Origin of the sequence: Kocuria arenosa (assembly GCF_042879215.1) — a bacterium.
In the GTDB taxonomy this organism is placed as follows: domain Bacteria; phylum Actinomycetota; class Actinomycetes; order Actinomycetales; family Micrococcaceae; genus Kocuria; species Kocuria arenosa.
In genome coordinates, this window is sequence record NZ_JBHZTA010000005.1 from 112,934 (window position 1) to 129,790 (window position 16,857).

The following is a 16,857-nucleotide window of genomic DNA, read 5'->3' on the forward strand; positions in this document are numbered from 1 at the left end:
CCGGCCGTGACCCAGCAGCCCGTCCCGTACTACCCCGAGCAGGGCGTCCTCGTGCGCGAGGACGCCCTGCCGGGGCTGCTGCCCCCGGGTCTGCGCCCGGAGGACGCCCGGCTCCTGTTCGTGCACGCGCACCCCGACGACGAGTCCATCGCCACCGGCGCCACCATGGGCCGGTACGCGGAGCTCGGCGCACGGGTCGTGCTGCTCACCATGACCCGCGGCGAGCGCGGCGAGGTGATCCCCGAGCCGCTGCACGCGCTCGAGGTCGGCCGCCCGGAGTGCTCCGACGACGGCACGGCCCTGGGCCGGCACCGGGTCGGCGAGCTCGACGACGCCGCGGCCCGCCTGGGCGTGGCCGAGCGCTTCTTCGCGGGGGAGCCCCCCGCCCTGGACCCCGCCGTGGGCTTCTCCGGCGGCACGGGCCACTACCACGACTCCGGCATGTCGTGGGGCCCCGACGGCCGGGCCGCCCCCGCAGATGACTCCTCGCCGCACAGCCTCACCGCGGCCACGGCCGACGAGGCCGCCGCCCACGTCGCCGCCGCGGTCCGGGCGGTCCGCCCGCACGTGCTCGTCACCTACGACGACGACGGCGGCTACGGCCACCCCGACCACGTCCGCACCTCCGCCGTCGCGGTGCGCGGCGCCGAGCTCGCCGCCCGCCCGGCCGCGGACGCCGGCGGCACGCTCGCCGACCCCTGGCGGACCCCCCTCGTGTGGGCCGTCGAGGGCGAGGCGCGGCCCGAGGACCCCCGGCCGCAGGCCGCGGTGCACGGCTCCGCCGAGCGCAAGCGGACCGCCATGGCCGCCCACGCCACCCAGCTCGTGCTGGCCGAGGACGGCTCGCGCTTCGCCCTCTCCAACGGGGTGTGGCAGCCCTTCAGCGCCCTCGAGACCTACCGGCTGCTCACCGGGGACCCCGACGCGGTCGTCGCGGAGGAGGAGACGCCCCGGCACGCCCGGGCCTCCGTGCTCTCGGCGCTCGTGACGTCCGTCGCGGCCGGCGCCGTGGCCGCGTCCGTGGCCACCGTCCTGCACGGCGCCGTCTGGTACTCCCCCGCGGGGTGGTGGTTCCCCTGGGGCCTGCTCTTCGCGACCGCCCTGCTGCTCAGCGTGTCCCTGTGGGTCGGCACGGCGACCCGCCGCGTGTGGGCCGCCGCCGTGCCGGGACTGATCGGCTACCTCGTCACCTGGCTGTTCGCCTACGGCGGGGACGGCTCCGTGATCGTCGTCACCAACCCCGGCACGCCCGTGGGGATCCTGGGCCTCGCCTGGTTCGGGCTGGTCTTCACGGTGACCCTCCTGTCCGTGCTCGCCACGGCCGGCTGGCTGCGCGCCCGGCGGCGGAGGACCGGCACCGCCTGAGCTCCTGGCCCCACGGCGCCCGCTCCCGTGGTGCTCAGGCCTGTCGCGGTCGCCGCCGCGGCGGCGCGGGCGGGACGACCCGTGCGGCCCGGATCCCGCCGGCGCCGATCAGCACGTCCCCGCGGCGGGTCCGCACCGTGACGGCCTCCTCGTCCGCGGCCAGCAGCTCGCCCAGGGCGTCGGTGAGCGGCAGCCCGGAGGCGTCGTCGTCGGGCAGGGCGTAGCGCACGCTCACGCGCGTACCAGCAGGCAGGCCGGTGAGCAGACCCAGCGCCGCAGATGACGTCCCGGACGGCGATGTTGAGCCGGATGTCGGATGCTCCATGGCTGTCATCCTAGCCAGGACGCCGTGGCTAGACTGGTCGGAGCAATCCCAGGAGAAAGGTTCGAACCCCCGTGACCTACGTCATCGCCCAGCCCTGTGTCGACGTGAAGGACAAGGCCTGCGTCGAGGAGTGCCCCGTCGACTGCATCTACGAGGGGGAGCGCTCGCTCTACATCCACCCCGACGAGTGCGTGGACTGCGGTGCGTGCGAGCCGGTGTGCCCCGTGGAGGCCATCTACTACGAGGACGACACCCCCGACGAGTGGGCCGACTACTACAAGGCGAACGTCGAGTTCTTCGACGACCTCGGCTCGCCCGGCGGCGCCGCGAAGCTCGGCAACACCCACACCGACCACCCCATGATCGCCGCGCTGCCGCCGCAGAACCAGGACGTCGCCCTGTGACACAGGGGGACCGGTCCTTCGGCCTCGCCCTGCCCGACTACCCGTGGGACACGATGGCGCCCTACCGCGCCGTCGCCGCGGAGCACACCGGCGGGGTCGTGGACCTGTCCATCGGCACGCCCGTGGACCCCACGCCGCTGGTCGTCCAGGACGCGCTGGCCTCCGCCGCCGACGCCCACGGCTACCCGACCACCCACGGCACCCCCGCCCTGCGGGAGGCCGTCGTCACGTGGTACGCGCGGCGCCGCGGCGTGCCCGGCCTGGACCCCGCCGCGGTCATGCCCACGGTCGGCTCCAAGGAGCTGGTCGCCTGGCTGCCGCTGCTCCTCGGCCTGCGCCCCGGTGACGTCGTCGTGCGCCCCACGGTGGCCTATCCCACCTACGACATCGGTGCCCGGCTGGCCGGCGCCGAGGCCGTGGCGGCGGACGACCTCGACGAGCTCGACGACGACGTGCGCTCCCGCGTGCGCATGGTGTGGCTGAACTCGCCCGCCAACCCCACGGGCATCGTCCGGGACGCGGCGTCGCTGCGGCGCGTGGTCGACCAGGCCCGCGCCCTCGGGGCCGTGGTCGCCTCCGACGAGTGCTACGCCGAGCTGGGCTGGGGCGCCTGGGACGTCCAGCAGGGCGGCACCCCGGTGCCGTCGGTGCTCGACCCCCGGGTCAGCGGAGGGGACGACTCCTTGCTGCTGTCCGCATACTCGATGTCGAAGCAGTCGAACGCCGCCGGCTACCGGGCCGCGTTCCTCGCCGGCGACGCCCGGCTCATGACGAGCCTGGTGAACTCCCGCAAGCACGCGGGGATGATCGTGCCCGCCCCGATCCAGGAGGCCATGCGGGCCGCCCTCGGGGACGACGCCCACGTCACCGCGCAGAAGGCGCTCTACCGGTCCCGCCGCGAGCGGCTCGTCCCCGCCGCCGAGGCCTTCGGGCTGCGGGTCGAGCACTCCGAGGCCGGGCTCTACCTGTGGTGCACGGCCGGGGAGGACACGTGGACCACGGTGCAGCGCTTCGCCGAGCGGGGCGTCGTGGTGGGCCCCGGGGTGTTCTACGGCACCGCCGGCGAGGGGTACGTGCGCCTCGCCCTCACCGCCACCGACGAGCGGATCGACGCCGCCGTGGAGCGGCTCGGCGGCGTCTGACACGCTCCGCGGCCGCGCCGGGATTGGTCCCGGCGCGGACGGAGCAGGTAGGTTGGACCCTGACGATCGCTGTGTCCCGGGACACGGCCGTGCTGCGCCGACGGCGGCGCCCGGCACGGCGACCACGGGCACCGGACACCGACATCCACTCGCGGAGGACGAACATGACTGAGTCTGCACAGAAGACCGGGACGGCCCGGCTCGACTACGGGAACGGCAGCCCTCTCGAGCTGCCCATCCAGGACGCCACCGAGGGCAACCGTGGGTACGCGATCACGAACATGCTCAAGGAGACCGGCAACGTCGCCTTCGACCCCGGGTTCATGAACACGGCGAACGCGCGCTCCGCCATCACCTACATCGACGGCAACAACGGCATCCTCCGGTACCGGGGCTACCCGATCGAGGAGCTCGCCCAGCACTCGAACTTCATCGAGACCGCCTACCTGCTCATCTACGGCGAGCTGCCGACGCCGAGCGAGCTCGAGGACTTCGACACCCGGATCCGCCGGCACACCATGGTCCACGAGGACCTCAAGAGCTTCTTCAACGGCTTCCCGCGCAACGCGCACCCCATGCCCGTGCTGTCCTCGGCCGTCTCTGCGCTCTCCACGTTCTACGCGGACTCCCTCGACCCGTTCGACCAGGAGCACGTGGAGATCTCCACCATCCGGCTGCTCGCCAAGGTGCCCACGCTGGCCGCCTACGCGTTCAAGAAGTCCAAGGGCGAGCCGATGCTATACCCGCAGAACGACCTCAACTACACGGAGAACTTCCTCCGCATGTGCTTCGGCGTGCCGGCCGAGGACTACGAGATCGACCCGGCCATGGCGAAGGCCCTGGACGTGCTGCTGATGCTGCACGCCGACCACGAGCAGAACTGCTCCACCTCCACCGTCCGGCTCGTGGGCTCCTCCCACGCCAACATGTTCGCCTCGGTCTCCGCGGGCATCAACGCCCTCTACGGCCCGCTGCACGGCGGCGCCAACGAGGCCGTGCTCGCCATGCTCAACCGGATCGAGACGGAGGGCGTCAAGCCCGAGGACTTCATGGAGCAGGTCAAGAACAAGGAGTCCGGCGCCCGGCTCATGGGCTTCGGCCACCGGGTCTACAAGAACTACGACCCCCGGGCCCGCATCGTGAAGGACTACGCCCACGAGATCCTCGAGAAGCTGGGCGGCAACGACCAGCAGCTCGAGATCGCCATGCGGCTCGAGGAGAAGGCCCTCGCCGACGACTACTTCGTGGAGCGCAAGCTCTACCCGAACGTCGACTTCTACACGGGTCTCATCTACAAGGCGATGGGGTTCCCGGAGAAGATGTTCACCGTCCTCTTCGCAATCGGCCGGCTGCCCGGCTGGATCGCGCAGTGGCGCGAGATGATCGAGGACCCGGAGACCAAGATCGGCCGCCCGCGCCAGCTCTACGTGGGCGAGGGCGAGCGGCACTACCCGCAGCGCTGAGCACACCCGCGCCCGGCACCGACGAACGCCGGGCCCGTTCCCTCCTGGGAGCGGGCCCGGCGTTCCTCGTTCCCCGGAGGCGCCCGTCCCGGTAGCGTGGTGGCATGAGCGAGCAGCGGCACACCCCGGACCGGATCACCGAGCTCGGCCCGGACGACGTCTTCGTCTTCGGCTCCAACGCCCGGGGCTCCCACCTCGCGGGCGCGGCCCGCACGGCCGTCGAGCGCTTCGGCGCCGTCGACGGCCAGGGCCACGGTCTGCAGGGGCGCTCGTACGCGATCGACAGCATGAGCGGGCTCCCGGAGCTCGAGCGGGAGGCGGCGGCGTTCGTGGCCTTCGCCCGGGAGCACCCCGAGCTGACGTTCTGGCTCACCCGGGTGGGCACGGGCATCGCCGGTCACGACGAGCAGCGGGTGGCCGCACTGTTCGCCGACGCGCCGCCCAACGTGGTCCGGCCGCGGGGCTGGTGAGCCCGGGCCCGGGGCTCAAGCGCCCGCGGCGTAGCCCTCGGGGTTGCTCCGCTGCCAGTTCCAGTGGTCCCGGCACATCGTGTCGAGGTCCCGGTCGGCGGACCAGCCCAGCTCGGCGAGAGCCGTCGACGGGTCGGCGTAGGACACCGCGGCGTCGCCGGGCCGGCGGTCCACGAGCTCGTAGGGGATGCTGCGCCCGGAGGCCCGCTCGAAGGCGGCGTGGACCTCGAGCACCGAGTAGCCCTTGCCGGTGCCCAGGTTCCACGTGCGCACCCCGCCGTGCTCGGTGATGTGGTCCAGGGCCCTGAGGTGCCCGTCGGCGAGGTCCACCACGTGGATGTAGTCGCGCACGCCCGTCCCGTCGGCGGTCGGGTAGTCGGCGCCGTAGACCTTCAGCTTCTCCCGCCGGCCCACGGCCACCTGGGCGATGAACGGCAGCAGGTTGTTCGGCACGCCCGAGGGGTCCTCGCCGATCCGGCCGGACTCGTGGGCGCCCACCGGGTTGAAGTAGCGCAGCAGGGCGACGTTCCAGGACGGGTCGGAGGCGGCGAGGTCCACGAGCATGTCCTCGATGTGCTCCTTGGTCCGCCCGTACGGGTTCTGCGCGTCCATGGGCTGCTTCTCGGTCAGCGGCATCTCCTCCGGGGCGCCGTAGACCGTGGCCGAGGACGAGAACACGATGGACCGGCAGCCGTGGGCCCCCATGGCGTCCAGCAGGTTGAGGGTGCCGGCCACGTTGGTGCGGTAGTACCAGAGCGGCTTCTCGGCCGACTCGCCGACGGCCTTGAGCCCGGCGAAGTGGATCACGGCCTCCGGGCGGTGCTCCGCGAACAGGGCGTCGAGACCCGCGGGGTCGAGGAGGTCCACCTCGGCGAACGCCGCCACGGACCGGCCTGCGAGCTCCTCGACGCGCTCCAGCGAGGTCCGCGAGGAGTTCGCGAGGTTGTCCATCACGACAACGTCGTGCCCGGCCCCCAGCAGGGCGAGGACGGTGTGCGAGCCGATGTACCCGGTTCCCCCGGTCACGAGAATCTTCATGGCCCCAGCCTATCGGCCGGGCCGCGGCGGGCCCGTCAGCGGCTCGCGAGGACCACCACGACGTCGTCGGGCGGGGGAGCGTCCTCCGGGTGCGCCTCGGCGGCGTCCACCCAGCCCGGGGCGGGTGCGAAGCGGGTGGTGCGCTGGTCCGCCCGGACCCAGCTGCGCCCGTCGAAGGACACCTCGGCGACGCCCAGCGCGTCGGCCTGCGCGACCACCCAGTGCGCCGCCGCCCAGCCCGCGGGCTCTCCGGGCGCGGGCACGACCACCCGGTCCCCGTCCGTGCGCGGGGCCGGGAGCGCCGGCCCGAACGCGGCGTCGAGGGCGTCGGCGGCCCGGCCGGGGTCCCCGGGGTCCACGGGGTCGTCCAGTACGCAGTTGAGGGAGCCCTCGGTGGCGCCGGTCAGGCTGCCGGCGAAGGCGCGGGCGACCCCCTCGTGCCGCGCGTACGCCTCCGGGTGCGCGGAGCGCTGGACCGCCTGGGCGGCGTCGGTGACGGACATCGTCGCGTAGTCGAGCTCGGCGAGGCCGTCGTAGAAGGCGGCCGTGGCGTAGGCCGGGTCCATGATCTGCTCGGCCGTTCCCCAGCCCTGGGACGGGCGCTGCTGGAAGAGCCCCACGGAGTCCCGGTCCCCGTAGTCGATGTTGACCAGCTGCGACTCCTGCATCGCGGTGGCCAGGGCCACGACCGCCGCGTACGGGTCGGTGCCGCGCGCCACGGACTCCGCGGTGATCAGGGCGGCGTTGGCCGACTGCTCCGCGGACAGGGCGTGCCGCTGCGGCTGCCCGTCGCCGTCCGTGCTGGAGACTACGCACCGGGGCTCCCCGGTGGAGGGGCGGCCCGCGCGCAGCTCGACGGCCACCAGGATCCCCGCGGCCAGCACGGCCCCGACGAGCAGGAGCACGAACAGCGGCAGCCGCAGCGACCTGATGCGGCTGCCGGGGGCGGGGGAGGACACGGGCGCTCCTGGGCGGGCGGAAGGACGGGAGGGGGCCATCGGGCGGGGGGCGGCAGGGGAGAGGCCGGGACGCCCGACGCCGCGCAGGGCGGGTCGTGCCCGTCCTCACGCGGCGCCGGGACGGGGCCCGCGGCGCTCAGTTGGCGTGCAGCGCCGCGTTGAGCTCCACGGACCCGCCGGCGCGGGGCAGCACCTCGACGACGCCCGTGAGGGAGTTGCGGCGGAACAGCAGGTTGGACAGACCCGAGAGCTCCGAGGCCTTGGCCGTGGACCGCTCGCCGTCGGAGTGCACGCTCACGCGGGTGCCGGCGGTGACGTAGAGGCCGGCCTCGACCACGCAGTCGTCGCCGAGGGAGATGCCGACGCCCGAGTTGGCGCCGAGCAGCACGCGCTCGCCCACGGTGATCCGCTCCTTGCCGCCGCCGGAGAGGGTGCCCATGATGGAGGCGCCGCCGCCGACGTCCGTGGCGTCGCCCACGACCACTCCGGCGCTGATCCGGCCCTCGACCATGGACTGGCCCAGGGTGCCGGCGTTGAAGTTGACGAAGCCCTCGTGCATCACCGTGGTGCCCTCGGCGAGGTGGGCGCCGAGCCGGATCCGGCTGGCGTCGCCGATCCGCACACCGGTGGGGACCACGTAGTCCACCATCCGGGGGAACTTGTCCACGCTGTGCACGGTCACGTGCCCGCCGGAGGCCTTCATCCGGAGCAGCGCGAAGGTCAGCTCCTCGGCGAGCACGGGCCCGCGGTCCGTCCAGGCGACGTTCGCGAGCAGGCCGAACACGCCGTCGAGGTTCAGGGTGTTGGGGCGCACGAGGCGGTGGGAGAGCAGGTGCAGGCGCAGGTACGCGTCCGCGGCGTCGGCGGGCGCGGCGTCGAGGTCGATCACGGTCTCGACGATCTCGCTGCGGACGTTGCGGTCGGGGTCGGCGGTGGCCGCGAGCCGCAGGTCCGCGTCGAGGGAGGTGTCGACCGCGTCGGAGAGGGACGGGGTGGGGTACCAGACGTCGAGGACGGTGCCCTCCTTGGGGCCCGAGGCCACGACGGTGGCCAGGCCGAGACCGGAGGCGGGACGAGAGGTGGAAGCAGTCATGGCCTCCATCCTACGGGGGACGCCGGTCCCGGGCCGACGGGCGGCGACGGCCGCCCCGTTATGCTGGCAGCCATGATCGCACCGGAGCTCGACCTCGCCGCGGACCCCGCCGACCTGACGGCCGCCCTCATCGACATCGCGTCCGTCTCGGGCTCGGAGGGCCCCCTCGCCGACGCCGTCGAGGCCGCGCTGCGCCGGCTCCCGCACCTCACCGTGCACCGGGACGGGGACGCCGTGGTGGCGCGCACCGACCTGGGCCGCGCCGAGCGGGTCGTGCTCGCCGGCCACCTCGACACCGTGCCCCTGCCGACCACGCCCGGCGCCCGGGGGACCGTCCCCTCCGCGTGGACGGGCGTGGACGGCGAGCGGCTGCTGTACGGCCGGGGCGCCACCGACATGAAGGGCGGCGTGGCCGTCCAGCTCGTCCTGGCCGCGGCCCTGACCGCGCCCAACCGCGACGTCAGCTACGTGTTCTACGACCACGAGGAGGTCGACGCCGACGCCAGCGGGCTGGGCCGGCTCCAGCGCCACGCCCCCGAGCTGCTCGAGGCGGACTTCGCGGTGCTGCTCGAGCCCACCGACGGGACCGTGGAGGGCGGGTGCAACGGCACGATGCGCTTCCGCATCACCACCACGGGCCGCGCCGCCCACTCGGGGCGGTCCTGGATCGGGGTGAACGCGATCCACAAGCAGGCCGACGTCCTCGCCCGCCTGGCCGCCTACGAGCCGCGGACCGTGGCGGTGGAGGGGCTCGAGTACCGGGAGGGGCTCAACGCGATCCGGATCGGCGGCGGTGTGGCCGGCAACGTGGTGCCGGACACCGCCCACGTGGAGATCAACTACCGCTTCGCCCCGGACCGGAGCCCCGACGACGCCGTGGCGCACGTGCGGGAGGTGTTCGCCGGCTACGACCTCGAGCTGACGGACCTCTCCCCGGCGGCGCGGCCCGGTCTGGACCGTCCCGCGGCCGCCGCGTTCGTGGCCGCGGTGGGCCAGGAGCCCAAGCCCAAGTACGGCTGGACCGACGTGGCCCGCTTCTCGCAGATGGGCGTGCCCGCCGTGAACTTCGGCCCGGGGGACGCCCTGCTCGCCCACACCGACGACGAGCACGTGAGCGCCGACGCGGTCCGGGAGTGCTACCGGGCCCTGGCCGCGTGGCTCACGGACTGAGCGCTCGAGGCCTGAGCGGCCGTCAGACGGTCATCTCCTCGGCGGCCATGGGCCCCTCGGCCGGCTTGGTCCGGCCCGCGGTCCGGTAGCTGAGGAACCGCGACAGCCACGCGGCCAGCGCCGTCAGCAGGTAGTTGATGAGCACGAAGAGCAGAGCCACCACGAACAGGGTCTGCAGGATGTTGCCGTCCCCGGAGCCCAGGCGCCGGGCGCTCGCGAGCAGCTCCGGGTAGGTGATGATGTAGCCCAGCGCCGTGTCCTTGAGGATCACCACGAACTGGCTCACCATCGAGGGCAGCATCGCCGTCAGGGCCTGCGGGAGCTCGATCATCCGGAGGGACCGGGAGGGCGTGAGCCCGATGACCAGGCCCGCCTCGCGCTGGCCCTTGGGCAGCTGGTGCACACCCGAGCGGATGAGCTCGGCGATGACCGACCCGTTGTAGAACATCAGGCCCAGCACCACGGCCCAGAACGGCACGTTGGCGGGTTCCACGAGGCCGGCGCGGCCGATCCCCAGGTAGAAGAAGATCATCATGACCAGCACGGGCACGGCCCGGAAGAACTCGACCACCACGGTGCAGACGAAGCGCACCGGGGCCAGCTGGGAGAGCCGGCCCAGACCGAAGACCAGGCCGAAGGCGATCGAGAGCGCCACGGCCAGCAGCGCGGCCCGCAGCGTCTCCCACAGCCCCGGGAGCAGGAAGTTCTCCCAGGCCCGGGCGGTGAGCAGCGGGGACCACCGATCGGCGTCGAGCTGGCCCTGCTCGGCGAGGGCGCCCAGCACGATCCAGGCCAGCGCGGCGATCAGCAGCACGCCCACCACGTTGAACAGGAGCGTGAGCCGGCGTGCGCGCGGCCCCTGGACGTCGAACAGGACGTTCTGGGTCTTGGAGGACGCCATCAGCGCTTCACCGCCAGTTTCCGGGAGGCCCAGGTGGTGAGCAGGCCCACCGGGACGACAATGAGGACGAAGCCGAGGGCCACCACCAGGAAGATCGCGATGATCACGTCCGGGCGGAACTCGATCATGGTCTTCATGAGGGAGGAGATCTCGGTGACCGACGCGGCCGCGGCCACCGTCGTGTTCTTGGTCAGGGCGATCAGGGTGTTGCCGAGCGGGGTGATCGCCCCGCGCAGCGCCTGCGGGAAGACGACCAGCCGGGCCGCCGGCAGGAAGCTCAGCCCGATGGCCCGGGCGGCCTCGGCCTGTCCGGCCGGCACCGTGTTGACCCCGGAGCGGATGGCCTCGCAGACGAAGGCCGCGTGGTACAGGCTCAGGCCGATCACGGCGTAGAGGAAGAAGTTCCGGTTGAAGTCCGAGGAGAGGTTGATGCCGAGCTGGCTCCACACGCCCAGGACCAGGAACACGAGGATGATCGTCAGGGGCGTGTTGCGGAACAGGTTGACGTACGTCGTGCCGAGCAGCCGCAGCGACGCGATGGGGGAGATGCGCATCAGGGCGACCAGCGCGCCGAGGACCGCCGAGCCGATCGCGGCCCAGAAGGTCAGCTGCAGGTTCACCCAGAAGGCGCCCGGCACGTCGTACTGGGCGAACAGGCTGGCGAAGTCGGTCAGGTAGTCGTTCACGGGAGCTCCCGGGGGTCGGGCTGGTCCTGGGTCACGGAAGGCCCCTTCGTCGCGGATCGGTCGGCGTGCTGCGCGGTCGCGGTCCCGTGGCCGGCCGGGCGCCGGCCGGCCACGGGGTGCTCACGCGTCCGTGGTCACTCGCCGCAGGGCTCGGGCTCCGGCGGGTTGAGCTCGGCGTTGTAGGTGTAGTCGGCGCCCTCGGTGTTGGCCGTGACGGCCTCCTCCCAGGCGCCCTCGTCGATCATCTTGGTGATGGCCGCGTTGACCGCCTCGCACTGGTCGGAGCCGTCGGGCAGGCCCACGCCGTAGCGCTCCTCGGAGAAGGTGTTGCCGACCACCTTGAACTTGCCCTGGTTGGCGTCGGTCGAGGCGAGGCCCGCGAGGATGATGTCGTCGGTGGTCACGGCGTCCACCTGGCCGGACTCGAGCGCGGTGAGGCAGTCGGCGTAGCCGGGCTGCTCGACGAGGTTGGCGCCGGGCTGGTCGTCCTTGACCTTCTGCGCGGACGTCGAGCCGGTCACCGAGCACAGGTTCTTGCCCTCGAGGTCGTCCGGACCCGTGATCGAGGAGTCGTCGGTGCGCACCAGCAGGTCCTGGCCCGCCACGAAGTAGGGGCCGGCGAAGTCCACGGTCTGGTCGCGCTCCTCGGTGATCGAGTAGGTCGCGAAGATCATGTCGACCTGGTCGTTCGAGAGCATGTTCTCGCGATTGGCGGAGGGGGACTCGACCCACTCGATCTGGTCCTCGGAGTAGCCGAGCTCGCCCGCGACGTACTTGGCGACGTCGACGTCGAAGCCGGTGTACTCGCTGCCGTCGCGGTAGCCGAGTCCCGGCTGGTCGAACTTGATGCCGATCCGGACGGACTCGCCCGAGCCGCCGCCCCCTGCTTCGGTGCCGGACCCGCCGTCGTCGCCACCTCCGCACGCGGAGAGGGTCAGGGCCGCGGCCGCGGCCATCGCGGCCAGTCCGAGGGGCTTGCTGCTGCGCATGGTGTGCTCCTTGCTGTGGAGGTGGTGGCGTGGGTCGGAGGGTCGGGGGACGGTCAGTGGCCGAGGATCTTGCCGAGGAAGTCCTGGGCGCGCTCGGAGCGCGGATTCGTGAAGAACTCCTCGGGGGTGTTCTCCTCGACGATCATGCCGTCGGCCATGAACACGACGCGGTCGGCTGCCTTGCGGGCGAAGCCCATCTCGTGCGTGACCACGATCATCGTCATCCCCTGCCTGGCCAGGGCGACCATGGTGTCGAGGACCTCGTTGATCATCTCGGGGTCGAGGGCGGAGGTCGGCTCGTCGAAGAGCATCACCTTCGGCTCCATGGCCAGGGCCCGGGCGATGGCGACGCGCTGCTGCTGGCCGCCGGAGAGCTGCGCGGGCAGCTTCTCGGCCTGGTTGTCGACGCCCACGCGGGTCAGCAGCTCCATGGCTTGCTTCTTCGCCTCGGACGACGACTTCCCCCGCACCTTGACGGGCCCCAGGGTCACGTTCTGCAGGACCGACTTGTGGGCGAAGAGGTTGAAGGACTGGAAGACCATGCCGACGTCGGCGCGCAGCTTCGCGAGGGCCTTGCCCTCCTCGGGCAGCCGGTTCCCGTCGATGAGGATCTCGCCGTCGTCGATGCTCTCGAGCCGGTTGATGGCCCGGCACAGCGTGGACTTGCCGGAGCCGGAGGGGCCGATCACGACCACCACCTCGCCGCGCTTCACCTCCAGGTTGATGTCCCGGAGCACGTGCAGGTCCCCGAAGTGCTTGTTGACGTGCGACATGCGGACCAGGGCCTCGGCCGTCCCCGCGGCGGGGGAGGCCGGGGCGGGCGGCGGAGTGGCGTGTGACATACCGGAAAGATATCTCAGATTCGTTCCGCGTGATGCCGGACACGTTGCAATCGTGTTAATTGCGTACCCACCCGTAGCAATGTTGCGGCGCCCGTTCCGGCACGCCCGTCCGCGCCGGCCCGCCGGAGGGCCTGCGCATAGCCTGGGGGCATGACCGAACTCCTCGTGGTCCTGTCCGGGCTCGTGCTGCTGCTCACGGTGGTGGGCGTCGTGGTCCTCGGCCGCGACCGGCTCGCCGACCGGGTGGCCCCCGCACGGGACGGGATCGCCGTGGGGCGCGCCCCCGACGCGCCGCTCGTGCTGCCCGAGCACCCGACGGCGGAGGACCTCGAGCGGATCGCGTTCTCCGTCCGGCGCCGCGGCTACGACCCCGCGGAGGTCCACGCCGTGCTCGCCCACCTCGCGGACCGGCTGCCGCCGCCGCCGGAGGACCCGCCGTCCCGCACGGTGCCGGGGGCGTGAGCACCCGGCCGGCCGTGGCCCTCCGGTGGGCGCAGGCCCCCTGGTGGGCGCAGGCAGTGCTGATCTGGGCGGTCTCCCGGCTCTGGGCGTGGGCCGTGTTCACCACGGTGGGCCGGCAGCAGGGCCCCGGCCCGTGGGGGGACGGCGCCCTGGGCTACCTCGCCTTCACCGGCACCTGGGACTCGGACTGGTACGAGCGCATCGCCCAGGAGGGCTATCCCGCGTCCCTGCCCCGGGGCGAGGACGGGCAGGTGCGGGAGAACGCCTGGGCGTTCTACCCGGTCTTCCCGCTGGTCGTCCGGGCGGTCTCGGCGGTCACCGGTGCGGGCTGGGACGTGGCCGCCTCGGCCGCGTCCCTGGCGGCGAGCCTCGGCGCCGTCCTGCTCGTCCACCGGCTGTTCCTCCGGTTCGCCCCGCCGACCACGGCGCTGTGGGGTCTCGCCCTCGTCGCTTTCAACCCGGTGGCCCCGGTGCTGCAGGTCCCCTACGCCGAGTCGCTGCACCTGCTGCTGCTCGCGGGGGCGCTGCTGCTGGTGGCCCGGGGGAGTCACCTCGCGGCCGCCCCCGTGGTGCTCCTCATGTGCCTGACGCGCCCGGCGGGGGTCCCCTTCGCCGCGGCCCTCGGGATCACGTGGCTCGTGCGCTCCGTGCGCCGGTACCGGGCCGGGGAGCTGCGCCGCGCGGCCGACGCCGTCGACGGGCTCCTCGCCCTCGCTGTCCTCTCCTGCGGCGCGGCCCTCGCCTGGCCGGCGATCGCGTGGGCCGTCACGGGCGAGCCGACCGCGTACACCGACACCGAGACGGCGTGGCGGGGCGGCGGAGGGCTGGAACCGGTCGTGCCGTGGTTCGACGCCGCCGTCGGACTGTTCGGGCCCGTGCTGGGGCTCGCGGCGCCCGTGCTGCTGGTCGCGGGCGGGACGGTGCTGCTGCGTGCCCGCGTGGTGCGGGACCGGCTGGACCTGCTCACGCGCGTGTGGCTGGCGAGCTACGCCGTCTACCTGCTGCTCTTCCTCCATCCCCAGAGCAGCACCTTCCGGCTGCTGCTGCCGCTGTTCCCGCTCGCCCTGCCGCTGGCCGCGGTCTCGGACTCGCGCGCCTACCGGGTGGCGTGCGTGGTCTTCGGCGCGGTGCTCCAGCTCGTCTGGGTCGGCTGGCTGTGGCACTGGAAGCAGCTGCCCGGGGGCGGGGACTACCCGCCCTGACCCTGTCCGGACACCGCGCCGGCCACGCCGACGCGGCCCCCGGGCCCGGGACGGTCCGGGCCCACGGCGGCGGCTCGGATAGGATGGGATTCACACCAATCGAGGAAGAGGAGTTCCCACATGGCGGCCATGAAGCCGAGAACCGGTGACGGACCGATGGAGGTCACCAAGGAGGGGCGCAGCCTCATCATGCGGGTGCCGCTCGAGGGCGGCGGACGGCTGGTGGTCGAGCTGAAGCCTGCCGAGGCCGCGGAGCTCAAGGAGTGCCTGGCCGGCGTCACCGAGTGACCACCGGCGCGGACGTCGAGGGGCCCGGCACCACGAGGTGCCGGGCCCCTCGGCCGTCCGCGGGGCCGTCGGCCGGAGCCGGGCCGCGGGAGCCGGCCGCTCAGCGGCGGACGGCCAGCAGCAGGCCCGAGCCGGTCGTCAGCAGGGCGGTGCTGAAGCGCTCGTCCTCCCGGAACAGCCGGTGCACGGCCCGCATCGTCCGGGTGTTCTCTTCGCGGTTGGCCGGCTGCGCCACCTTGTCCTGGGACAGGGCGTCGTTGACCACGAGCATCCCGCCCGGGCGCAGCAGCCGGACCGCCTCCTCCGCGTAGTCGAGGGTCCCCTCGGAATCGGCGTCGAGGAACACGAGGTCGTAGGCGCCGGCGCTCAGCCGGGGCATCACGAGGGACGCGCGGCCGGGGATGGTGCGGGTACGGCTCGTCGGGATCCCGGCCTCCCGGAACGTGTCGCGGGCCGCGCGCAGCGCCCGGATGTCGGTGTCGATCGTCGTGAGCACGGACGTGCCGGGCAGTCCGCGCAGCAGGGCGAGACCGGACACCCCGGCCCCGGTGCCCACCTCGACCACCGTGGCGGGCCGTGCCGCCGCGGCGAGCACGGTCAGGGCGGCGGCCGTCCCCGGGGTCACCGGGGGGATGCGCAGGGCCAGGGAACGCTCCCGGGCGCGGTAGGCGAGCTCGTCCTCGGCGGCGAACGCCTCGGCGTACGACCAGCTCGTCGTCTTGTCCGCGCCCATGGTCCGCCCTTCGTCGCTGTAGTGGATGCGCGCCATCCTACCGGCTGGGTCCCTCTGCCCGGCCACCGTCCAGTCGGCATCCAGCTTGCCGGTCGATCATGGAGACGATCACGACGTCTTCCACGGACCCGTTCATGGACCCGTTCATGGTGCCGGCCGCGGCGCGGGGCCGGACCACGGGTCCACCCGTACCGTCCCGCCCGAACCGCCGCACGAGGAGGACCGATGCCCCGCCCGGACCGCACCGCGCCGGACCGCCGCAGCAGCGCCCTCCCCGTGGCCGCGGCCACGGTGAGCGCGGTCCTCACCCTGGTCCTGGGCTCCGGCTACGCGGTCGGGCGCACGGTCGTGGCGCAGTCCGCGCACAGCGCCGAGGAACGGGTGCCGGTCTCGGCGTGGCACGGCACCCACGGGGTGCTGCACGCGGACGAGGTGTCCGCGGACCGGCTGCGCGCCGAGGGCTGGACGCTGCCCACCCTGGCCTCGGACGGGTTCCGGGTGGCTTCGATGACCCGGGGCGCACTGTCCGGGCACCCGGTCGTGGTCGTCACGCTCCACCGCGGCGACGACGAGGTCGTGGTGGTCGAGCAGCGCGGGCGGGTCGACCGGGAGAACCCCATGGACGGGCTCTCCGGCCTGCCCGTGAGCGCCGAGGGCCTCGAGCGCGTTGCCGTGGAGGGCGTGCCGCTGTGGGTGGACGCCGGTCCGCCGTGGCGCGCGGTGCTCGTGGGGGACGAGGTCGTCTACACGGTCTCCGGGCACTCCGGCCCGTCCGCGATGGCCCACGCCGTCGGTCTGGTCGTGGCCGACGAGCGGGGGCGGGTCGTGGAACCGTCCGCGGGGGACCCGGGCGTCGTCGAGACGACGCTGGTCGGCCTGCGCGAGATCTTCGGCTGACCGGCCCCCGGCCCTCGGACTGGTAAAATCTTCTCCTGTGCTCGGCATCAACGGCGGCGAAGCGATCATCCTGGTGCTCCTGGCCCTGTTCATCATCGGGCCGGAGCGGCTGCCGGAGTACGCGGAGAAGCTCAAGGAGCTGGTCAAGGCCGCCAAGCGCTACGCGACCGGCGCCACCGAGGAGCTCAAGGAGACCCTCGGCCCGGAGATCGCCGACGTCGACTGGCGCAAGCTCGACCCCCGCCAGTACGACCCCCGCACCATCGTGCGCCAGGCCCTGCTGGAGGACGACGAGCCGGCGCAGCCCGCCGCGCCGCGCCCCCGCCCCGGGCCGGTGCTGACCCGGCTGGCCCCGGGCGAGCGGGCCCCCTTCGACACCGAGGCCACCTGAGCCGACGCCTGCGTCCGCCGGCGCGGACCGCGGGCCC

The 16,857-nt window shown here is 73.3% G+C and carries 20 protein-coding genes; 11 read left to right on the forward strand and 9 right to left on the reverse strand.

Annotation, left to right across the window (positions count from 1 at the left end; all coding sequences use genetic code 11):
- Positions 1-6 precede the first annotated feature (6 nt).
- Positions 7-1,365, forward strand: a complete 1,359-nt coding sequence (locus ACFYE3_RS10390; protein WP_387608776.1) for a PIG-L family deacetylase — start codon at positions 7-9, stop codon at positions 1,363-1,365.
- 34 nt (positions 1,366-1,399) lie between these two features.
- Here ACFYE3_RS10390 and ACFYE3_RS10395 read toward each other — a convergent pair whose 3' ends face one another.
- A complete protein-coding gene (locus ACFYE3_RS10395) occupies positions 1,400-1,690 on the reverse strand; it encodes a putative acetyltransferase (protein ID WP_387806108.1) in 291 nt (96 codons plus the stop codon).
- Positions 1,691-1,761: 71 nt separating this feature from the next.
- On the opposite strand from ACFYE3_RS10395, the gene fdxA reads away from it, so the two are divergent.
- The 4 genes from fdxA to ACFYE3_RS10415 all read left to right on the forward strand — a co-directional run bounded on the left by fdxA (position 1,762) and on the right by ACFYE3_RS10415 (position 5,169).
- Positions 1,762-2,094 (forward strand): ferredoxin, encoded by a 333-nt coding sequence (gene fdxA, locus ACFYE3_RS10400; protein ID WP_058872613.1) that lies wholly within the window; start codon positions 1,762-1,764, stop codon positions 2,092-2,094.
- Positions 2,091-3,236 (forward strand): succinyldiaminopimelate transaminase, encoded by a 1,146-nt coding sequence (gene dapC / locus ACFYE3_RS10405; RefSeq protein WP_387608779.1) that lies wholly within the window; start codon positions 2,091-2,093, stop codon positions 3,234-3,236. The genes fdxA and dapC overlap by 4 nt, the downstream gene beginning before the upstream one ends.
- 164 nt (positions 3,237-3,400) lie before the next feature.
- On the forward strand, positions 3,401-4,699 hold the full coding sequence (locus ACFYE3_RS10410) for a citrate synthase (RefSeq protein ID WP_387608781.1): 1,299 nt from the start codon (positions 3,401-3,403) through the stop codon (positions 4,697-4,699).
- A gap of 104 nt (positions 4,700-4,803) precedes the next feature.
- Entirely contained in the window at positions 4,804-5,169 is a 366-nt protein-coding gene (locus ACFYE3_RS10415) for an A1S_2505 family phage non-structural protein (protein WP_387608783.1), read from the forward strand.
- A gap of 15 nt (positions 5,170-5,184) precedes the next feature.
- On the opposite strand, the gene galE is transcribed toward ACFYE3_RS10415, so the two are convergent.
- The 3 genes from galE to dapD form a co-directional block, all read right to left on the reverse strand.
- Positions 5,185-6,207, reverse strand: a complete 1,023-nt coding sequence (gene galE, locus ACFYE3_RS10420) for a UDP-glucose 4-epimerase GalE (RefSeq protein WP_387608785.1) — start codon at positions 6,205-6,207, stop codon at positions 5,185-5,187.
- A gap of 35 nt (positions 6,208-6,242) precedes the next feature.
- A complete protein-coding gene (locus tag ACFYE3_RS10425; protein WP_387608787.1) occupies positions 6,243-7,166 on the reverse strand; it encodes a hypothetical protein in 924 nt (307 codons plus the stop codon).
- A 136-nt stretch (positions 7,167-7,302) separates the two neighbouring features.
- Positions 7,303-8,268, reverse strand: coding sequence for a 2,3,4,5-tetrahydropyridine-2,6-dicarboxylate N-succinyltransferase (gene dapD / locus ACFYE3_RS10430; protein WP_368831596.1), 966 nt, complete (start codon positions 8,266-8,268; stop codon positions 7,303-7,305).
- 51 nt (positions 8,269-8,319) lie between these two features.
- Here dapD and dapE point away from each other — a divergent pair, with 51 nt between their 5' ends.
- Positions 8,320-9,429: a succinyl-diaminopimelate desuccinylase gene (dapE, locus tag ACFYE3_RS10435; protein ID WP_387608790.1), complete on the forward strand. Its 1,110-nt coding sequence runs from the start codon at positions 8,320-8,322 to the stop codon at positions 9,427-9,429.
- A 22-nt stretch (positions 9,430-9,451) separates the two neighbouring features.
- Here the strand turns inward: dapE and ACFYE3_RS10440 are convergent, their stop codons facing one another.
- The 4 genes from ACFYE3_RS10440 to ACFYE3_RS10455 form a co-directional block, all read right to left on the reverse strand.
- Positions 9,452-10,330 carry an amino acid ABC transporter permease gene (locus tag ACFYE3_RS10440; RefSeq protein WP_387608793.1) on the reverse strand — a complete coding sequence of 293 codons (879 nt, stop codon included), beginning with the start codon at positions 10,328-10,330 and terminating at the stop codon, positions 9,452-9,454.
- Positions 10,330-11,016 carry an amino acid ABC transporter permease gene (locus ACFYE3_RS10445; RefSeq protein WP_387608796.1) on the reverse strand — a complete coding sequence of 229 codons (687 nt, stop codon included), beginning with the start codon at positions 11,014-11,016 and terminating at the stop codon, positions 10,330-10,332. Before ACFYE3_RS10445 ends, ACFYE3_RS10440 begins: the two co-directional genes overlap by 1 nt.
- Positions 11,017-11,150: 134 nt before the next feature.
- Positions 11,151-12,005, reverse strand: a complete 855-nt coding sequence (locus tag ACFYE3_RS10450) for a glutamate ABC transporter substrate-binding protein (protein ID WP_368831592.1) — start codon at positions 12,003-12,005, stop codon at positions 11,151-11,153.
- 53 nt (positions 12,006-12,058) lie between these two features.
- The gene (locus ACFYE3_RS10455) at positions 12,059-12,778 is read right to left on the reverse strand and encodes an amino acid ABC transporter ATP-binding protein (RefSeq protein WP_387609081.1); all 720 of its coding nucleotides are present in this window, start codon (positions 12,776-12,778) and stop codon (positions 12,059-12,061) included.
- Positions 12,779-12,997: 219 nt separating this feature from the next.
- Between ACFYE3_RS10455 and ACFYE3_RS10460 the strand changes: the two genes are divergently transcribed.
- From ACFYE3_RS10460 to ACFYE3_RS10470, 3 genes are all read left to right on the forward strand, one after another.
- Positions 12,998-13,309: a DivIVA domain-containing protein gene (locus ACFYE3_RS10460; protein ID WP_387608798.1), complete on the forward strand. Its 312-nt coding sequence runs from the start codon at positions 12,998-13,000 to the stop codon at positions 13,307-13,309.
- A complete protein-coding gene (locus ACFYE3_RS10465; RefSeq protein ID WP_387608800.1) occupies positions 13,306-14,511 on the forward strand; it encodes a hypothetical protein in 1,206 nt (401 codons plus the stop codon). The genes ACFYE3_RS10460 and ACFYE3_RS10465 overlap by 4 nt, the downstream gene beginning before the upstream one ends.
- A gap of 120 nt (positions 14,512-14,631) precedes the next feature.
- The gene (locus ACFYE3_RS10470; RefSeq protein ID WP_017833415.1) at positions 14,632-14,799 is read left to right on the forward strand and encodes a DUF3117 domain-containing protein; all 168 of its coding nucleotides are present in this window, start codon (positions 14,632-14,634) and stop codon (positions 14,797-14,799) included.
- Positions 14,800-14,899: 100 nt separating this feature from the next.
- Here the strand turns inward: ACFYE3_RS10470 and ACFYE3_RS10475 are convergent, their stop codons facing one another.
- The gene (locus ACFYE3_RS10475; protein WP_368831626.1) at positions 14,900-15,532 is read right to left on the reverse strand and encodes an O-methyltransferase; all 633 of its coding nucleotides are present in this window, start codon (positions 15,530-15,532) and stop codon (positions 14,900-14,902) included.
- A 225-nt stretch (positions 15,533-15,757) separates the two neighbouring features.
- On the opposite strand from ACFYE3_RS10475, the gene ACFYE3_RS10480 reads away from it, so the two are divergent.
- Together ACFYE3_RS10480 and ACFYE3_RS10485 are read left to right on the forward strand one after the other, a co-directional pair.
- The gene (locus ACFYE3_RS10480; RefSeq protein WP_387608803.1) at positions 15,758-16,429 is read left to right on the forward strand and encodes a hypothetical protein; all 672 of its coding nucleotides are present in this window, start codon (positions 15,758-15,760) and stop codon (positions 16,427-16,429) included.
- A gap of 37 nt (positions 16,430-16,466) precedes the next feature.
- The gene (locus ACFYE3_RS10485) at positions 16,467-16,820 is read left to right on the forward strand and encodes a Sec-independent protein translocase TatB (protein ID WP_368820293.1); all 354 of its coding nucleotides are present in this window, start codon (positions 16,467-16,469) and stop codon (positions 16,818-16,820) included.
- The last annotated feature ends 37 nt before the right edge of the window (positions 16,821-16,857 follow it).

Bases quoted from the DNA above. Each gene is read 5' to 3' on its own strand.
- ACFYE3_RS10395 (WP_387806108.1), bottom strand. From the start codon at position 1,690: ATGGAGCATCCGACATCCGGCTCAACATCGCCGTCCGGGACGTCATCT.
- ACFYE3_RS10410 (WP_387608781.1), top strand. From the start codon at position 3,401: ATGACTGAGTCTGCACAGAAGACCGGGACGGCCCGGCTCGACTACGGG.
- ACFYE3_RS10415 (WP_387608783.1), top strand. From the start codon at position 4,804: ATGAGCGAGCAGCGGCACACCCCGGACCGGATCACCGAGCTCGGCCCG.
- galE (WP_387608785.1), bottom strand. From the start codon at position 6,207: ATGAAGATTCTCGTGACCGGGGGAACCGGGTACATCGGCTCGCACACC.
- dapD (WP_368831596.1), bottom strand. From the start codon at position 8,268: ATGGAGGCCATGACTGCTTCCACCTCTCGTCCCGCCTCCGGTCTCGGC.
- dapE (WP_387608790.1), top strand. From the start codon at position 8,320: ATGCTGGCAGCCATGATCGCACCGGAGCTCGACCTCGCCGCGGACCCC.
- ACFYE3_RS10440 (WP_387608793.1), bottom strand. From the start codon at position 10,330: ATGGCGTCCTCCAAGACCCAGAACGTCCTGTTCGACGTCCAGGGGCCG.
- ACFYE3_RS10450 (WP_368831592.1), bottom strand. From the start codon at position 12,005: ATGCGCAGCAGCAAGCCCCTCGGACTGGCCGCGATGGCCGCGGCCGCG.
- ACFYE3_RS10455 (WP_387609081.1), bottom strand. From the start codon at position 12,778: ATGTCGCACGTCAACAAGCACTTCGGGGACCTGCACGTGCTCCGGGAC.
- ACFYE3_RS10460 (WP_387608798.1), top strand. From the start codon at position 12,998: ATGACCGAACTCCTCGTGGTCCTGTCCGGGCTCGTGCTGCTGCTCACG.
- ACFYE3_RS10470 (WP_017833415.1), top strand. From the start codon at position 14,632: ATGGCGGCCATGAAGCCGAGAACCGGTGACGGACCGATGGAGGTCACC.
- ACFYE3_RS10475 (WP_368831626.1), bottom strand. From the start codon at position 15,532: ATGGGCGCGGACAAGACGACGAGCTGGTCGTACGCCGAGGCGTTCGCC.
- ACFYE3_RS10480 (WP_387608803.1), top strand. From the start codon at position 15,758: ATGCCCCGCCCGGACCGCACCGCGCCGGACCGCCGCAGCAGCGCCCTC.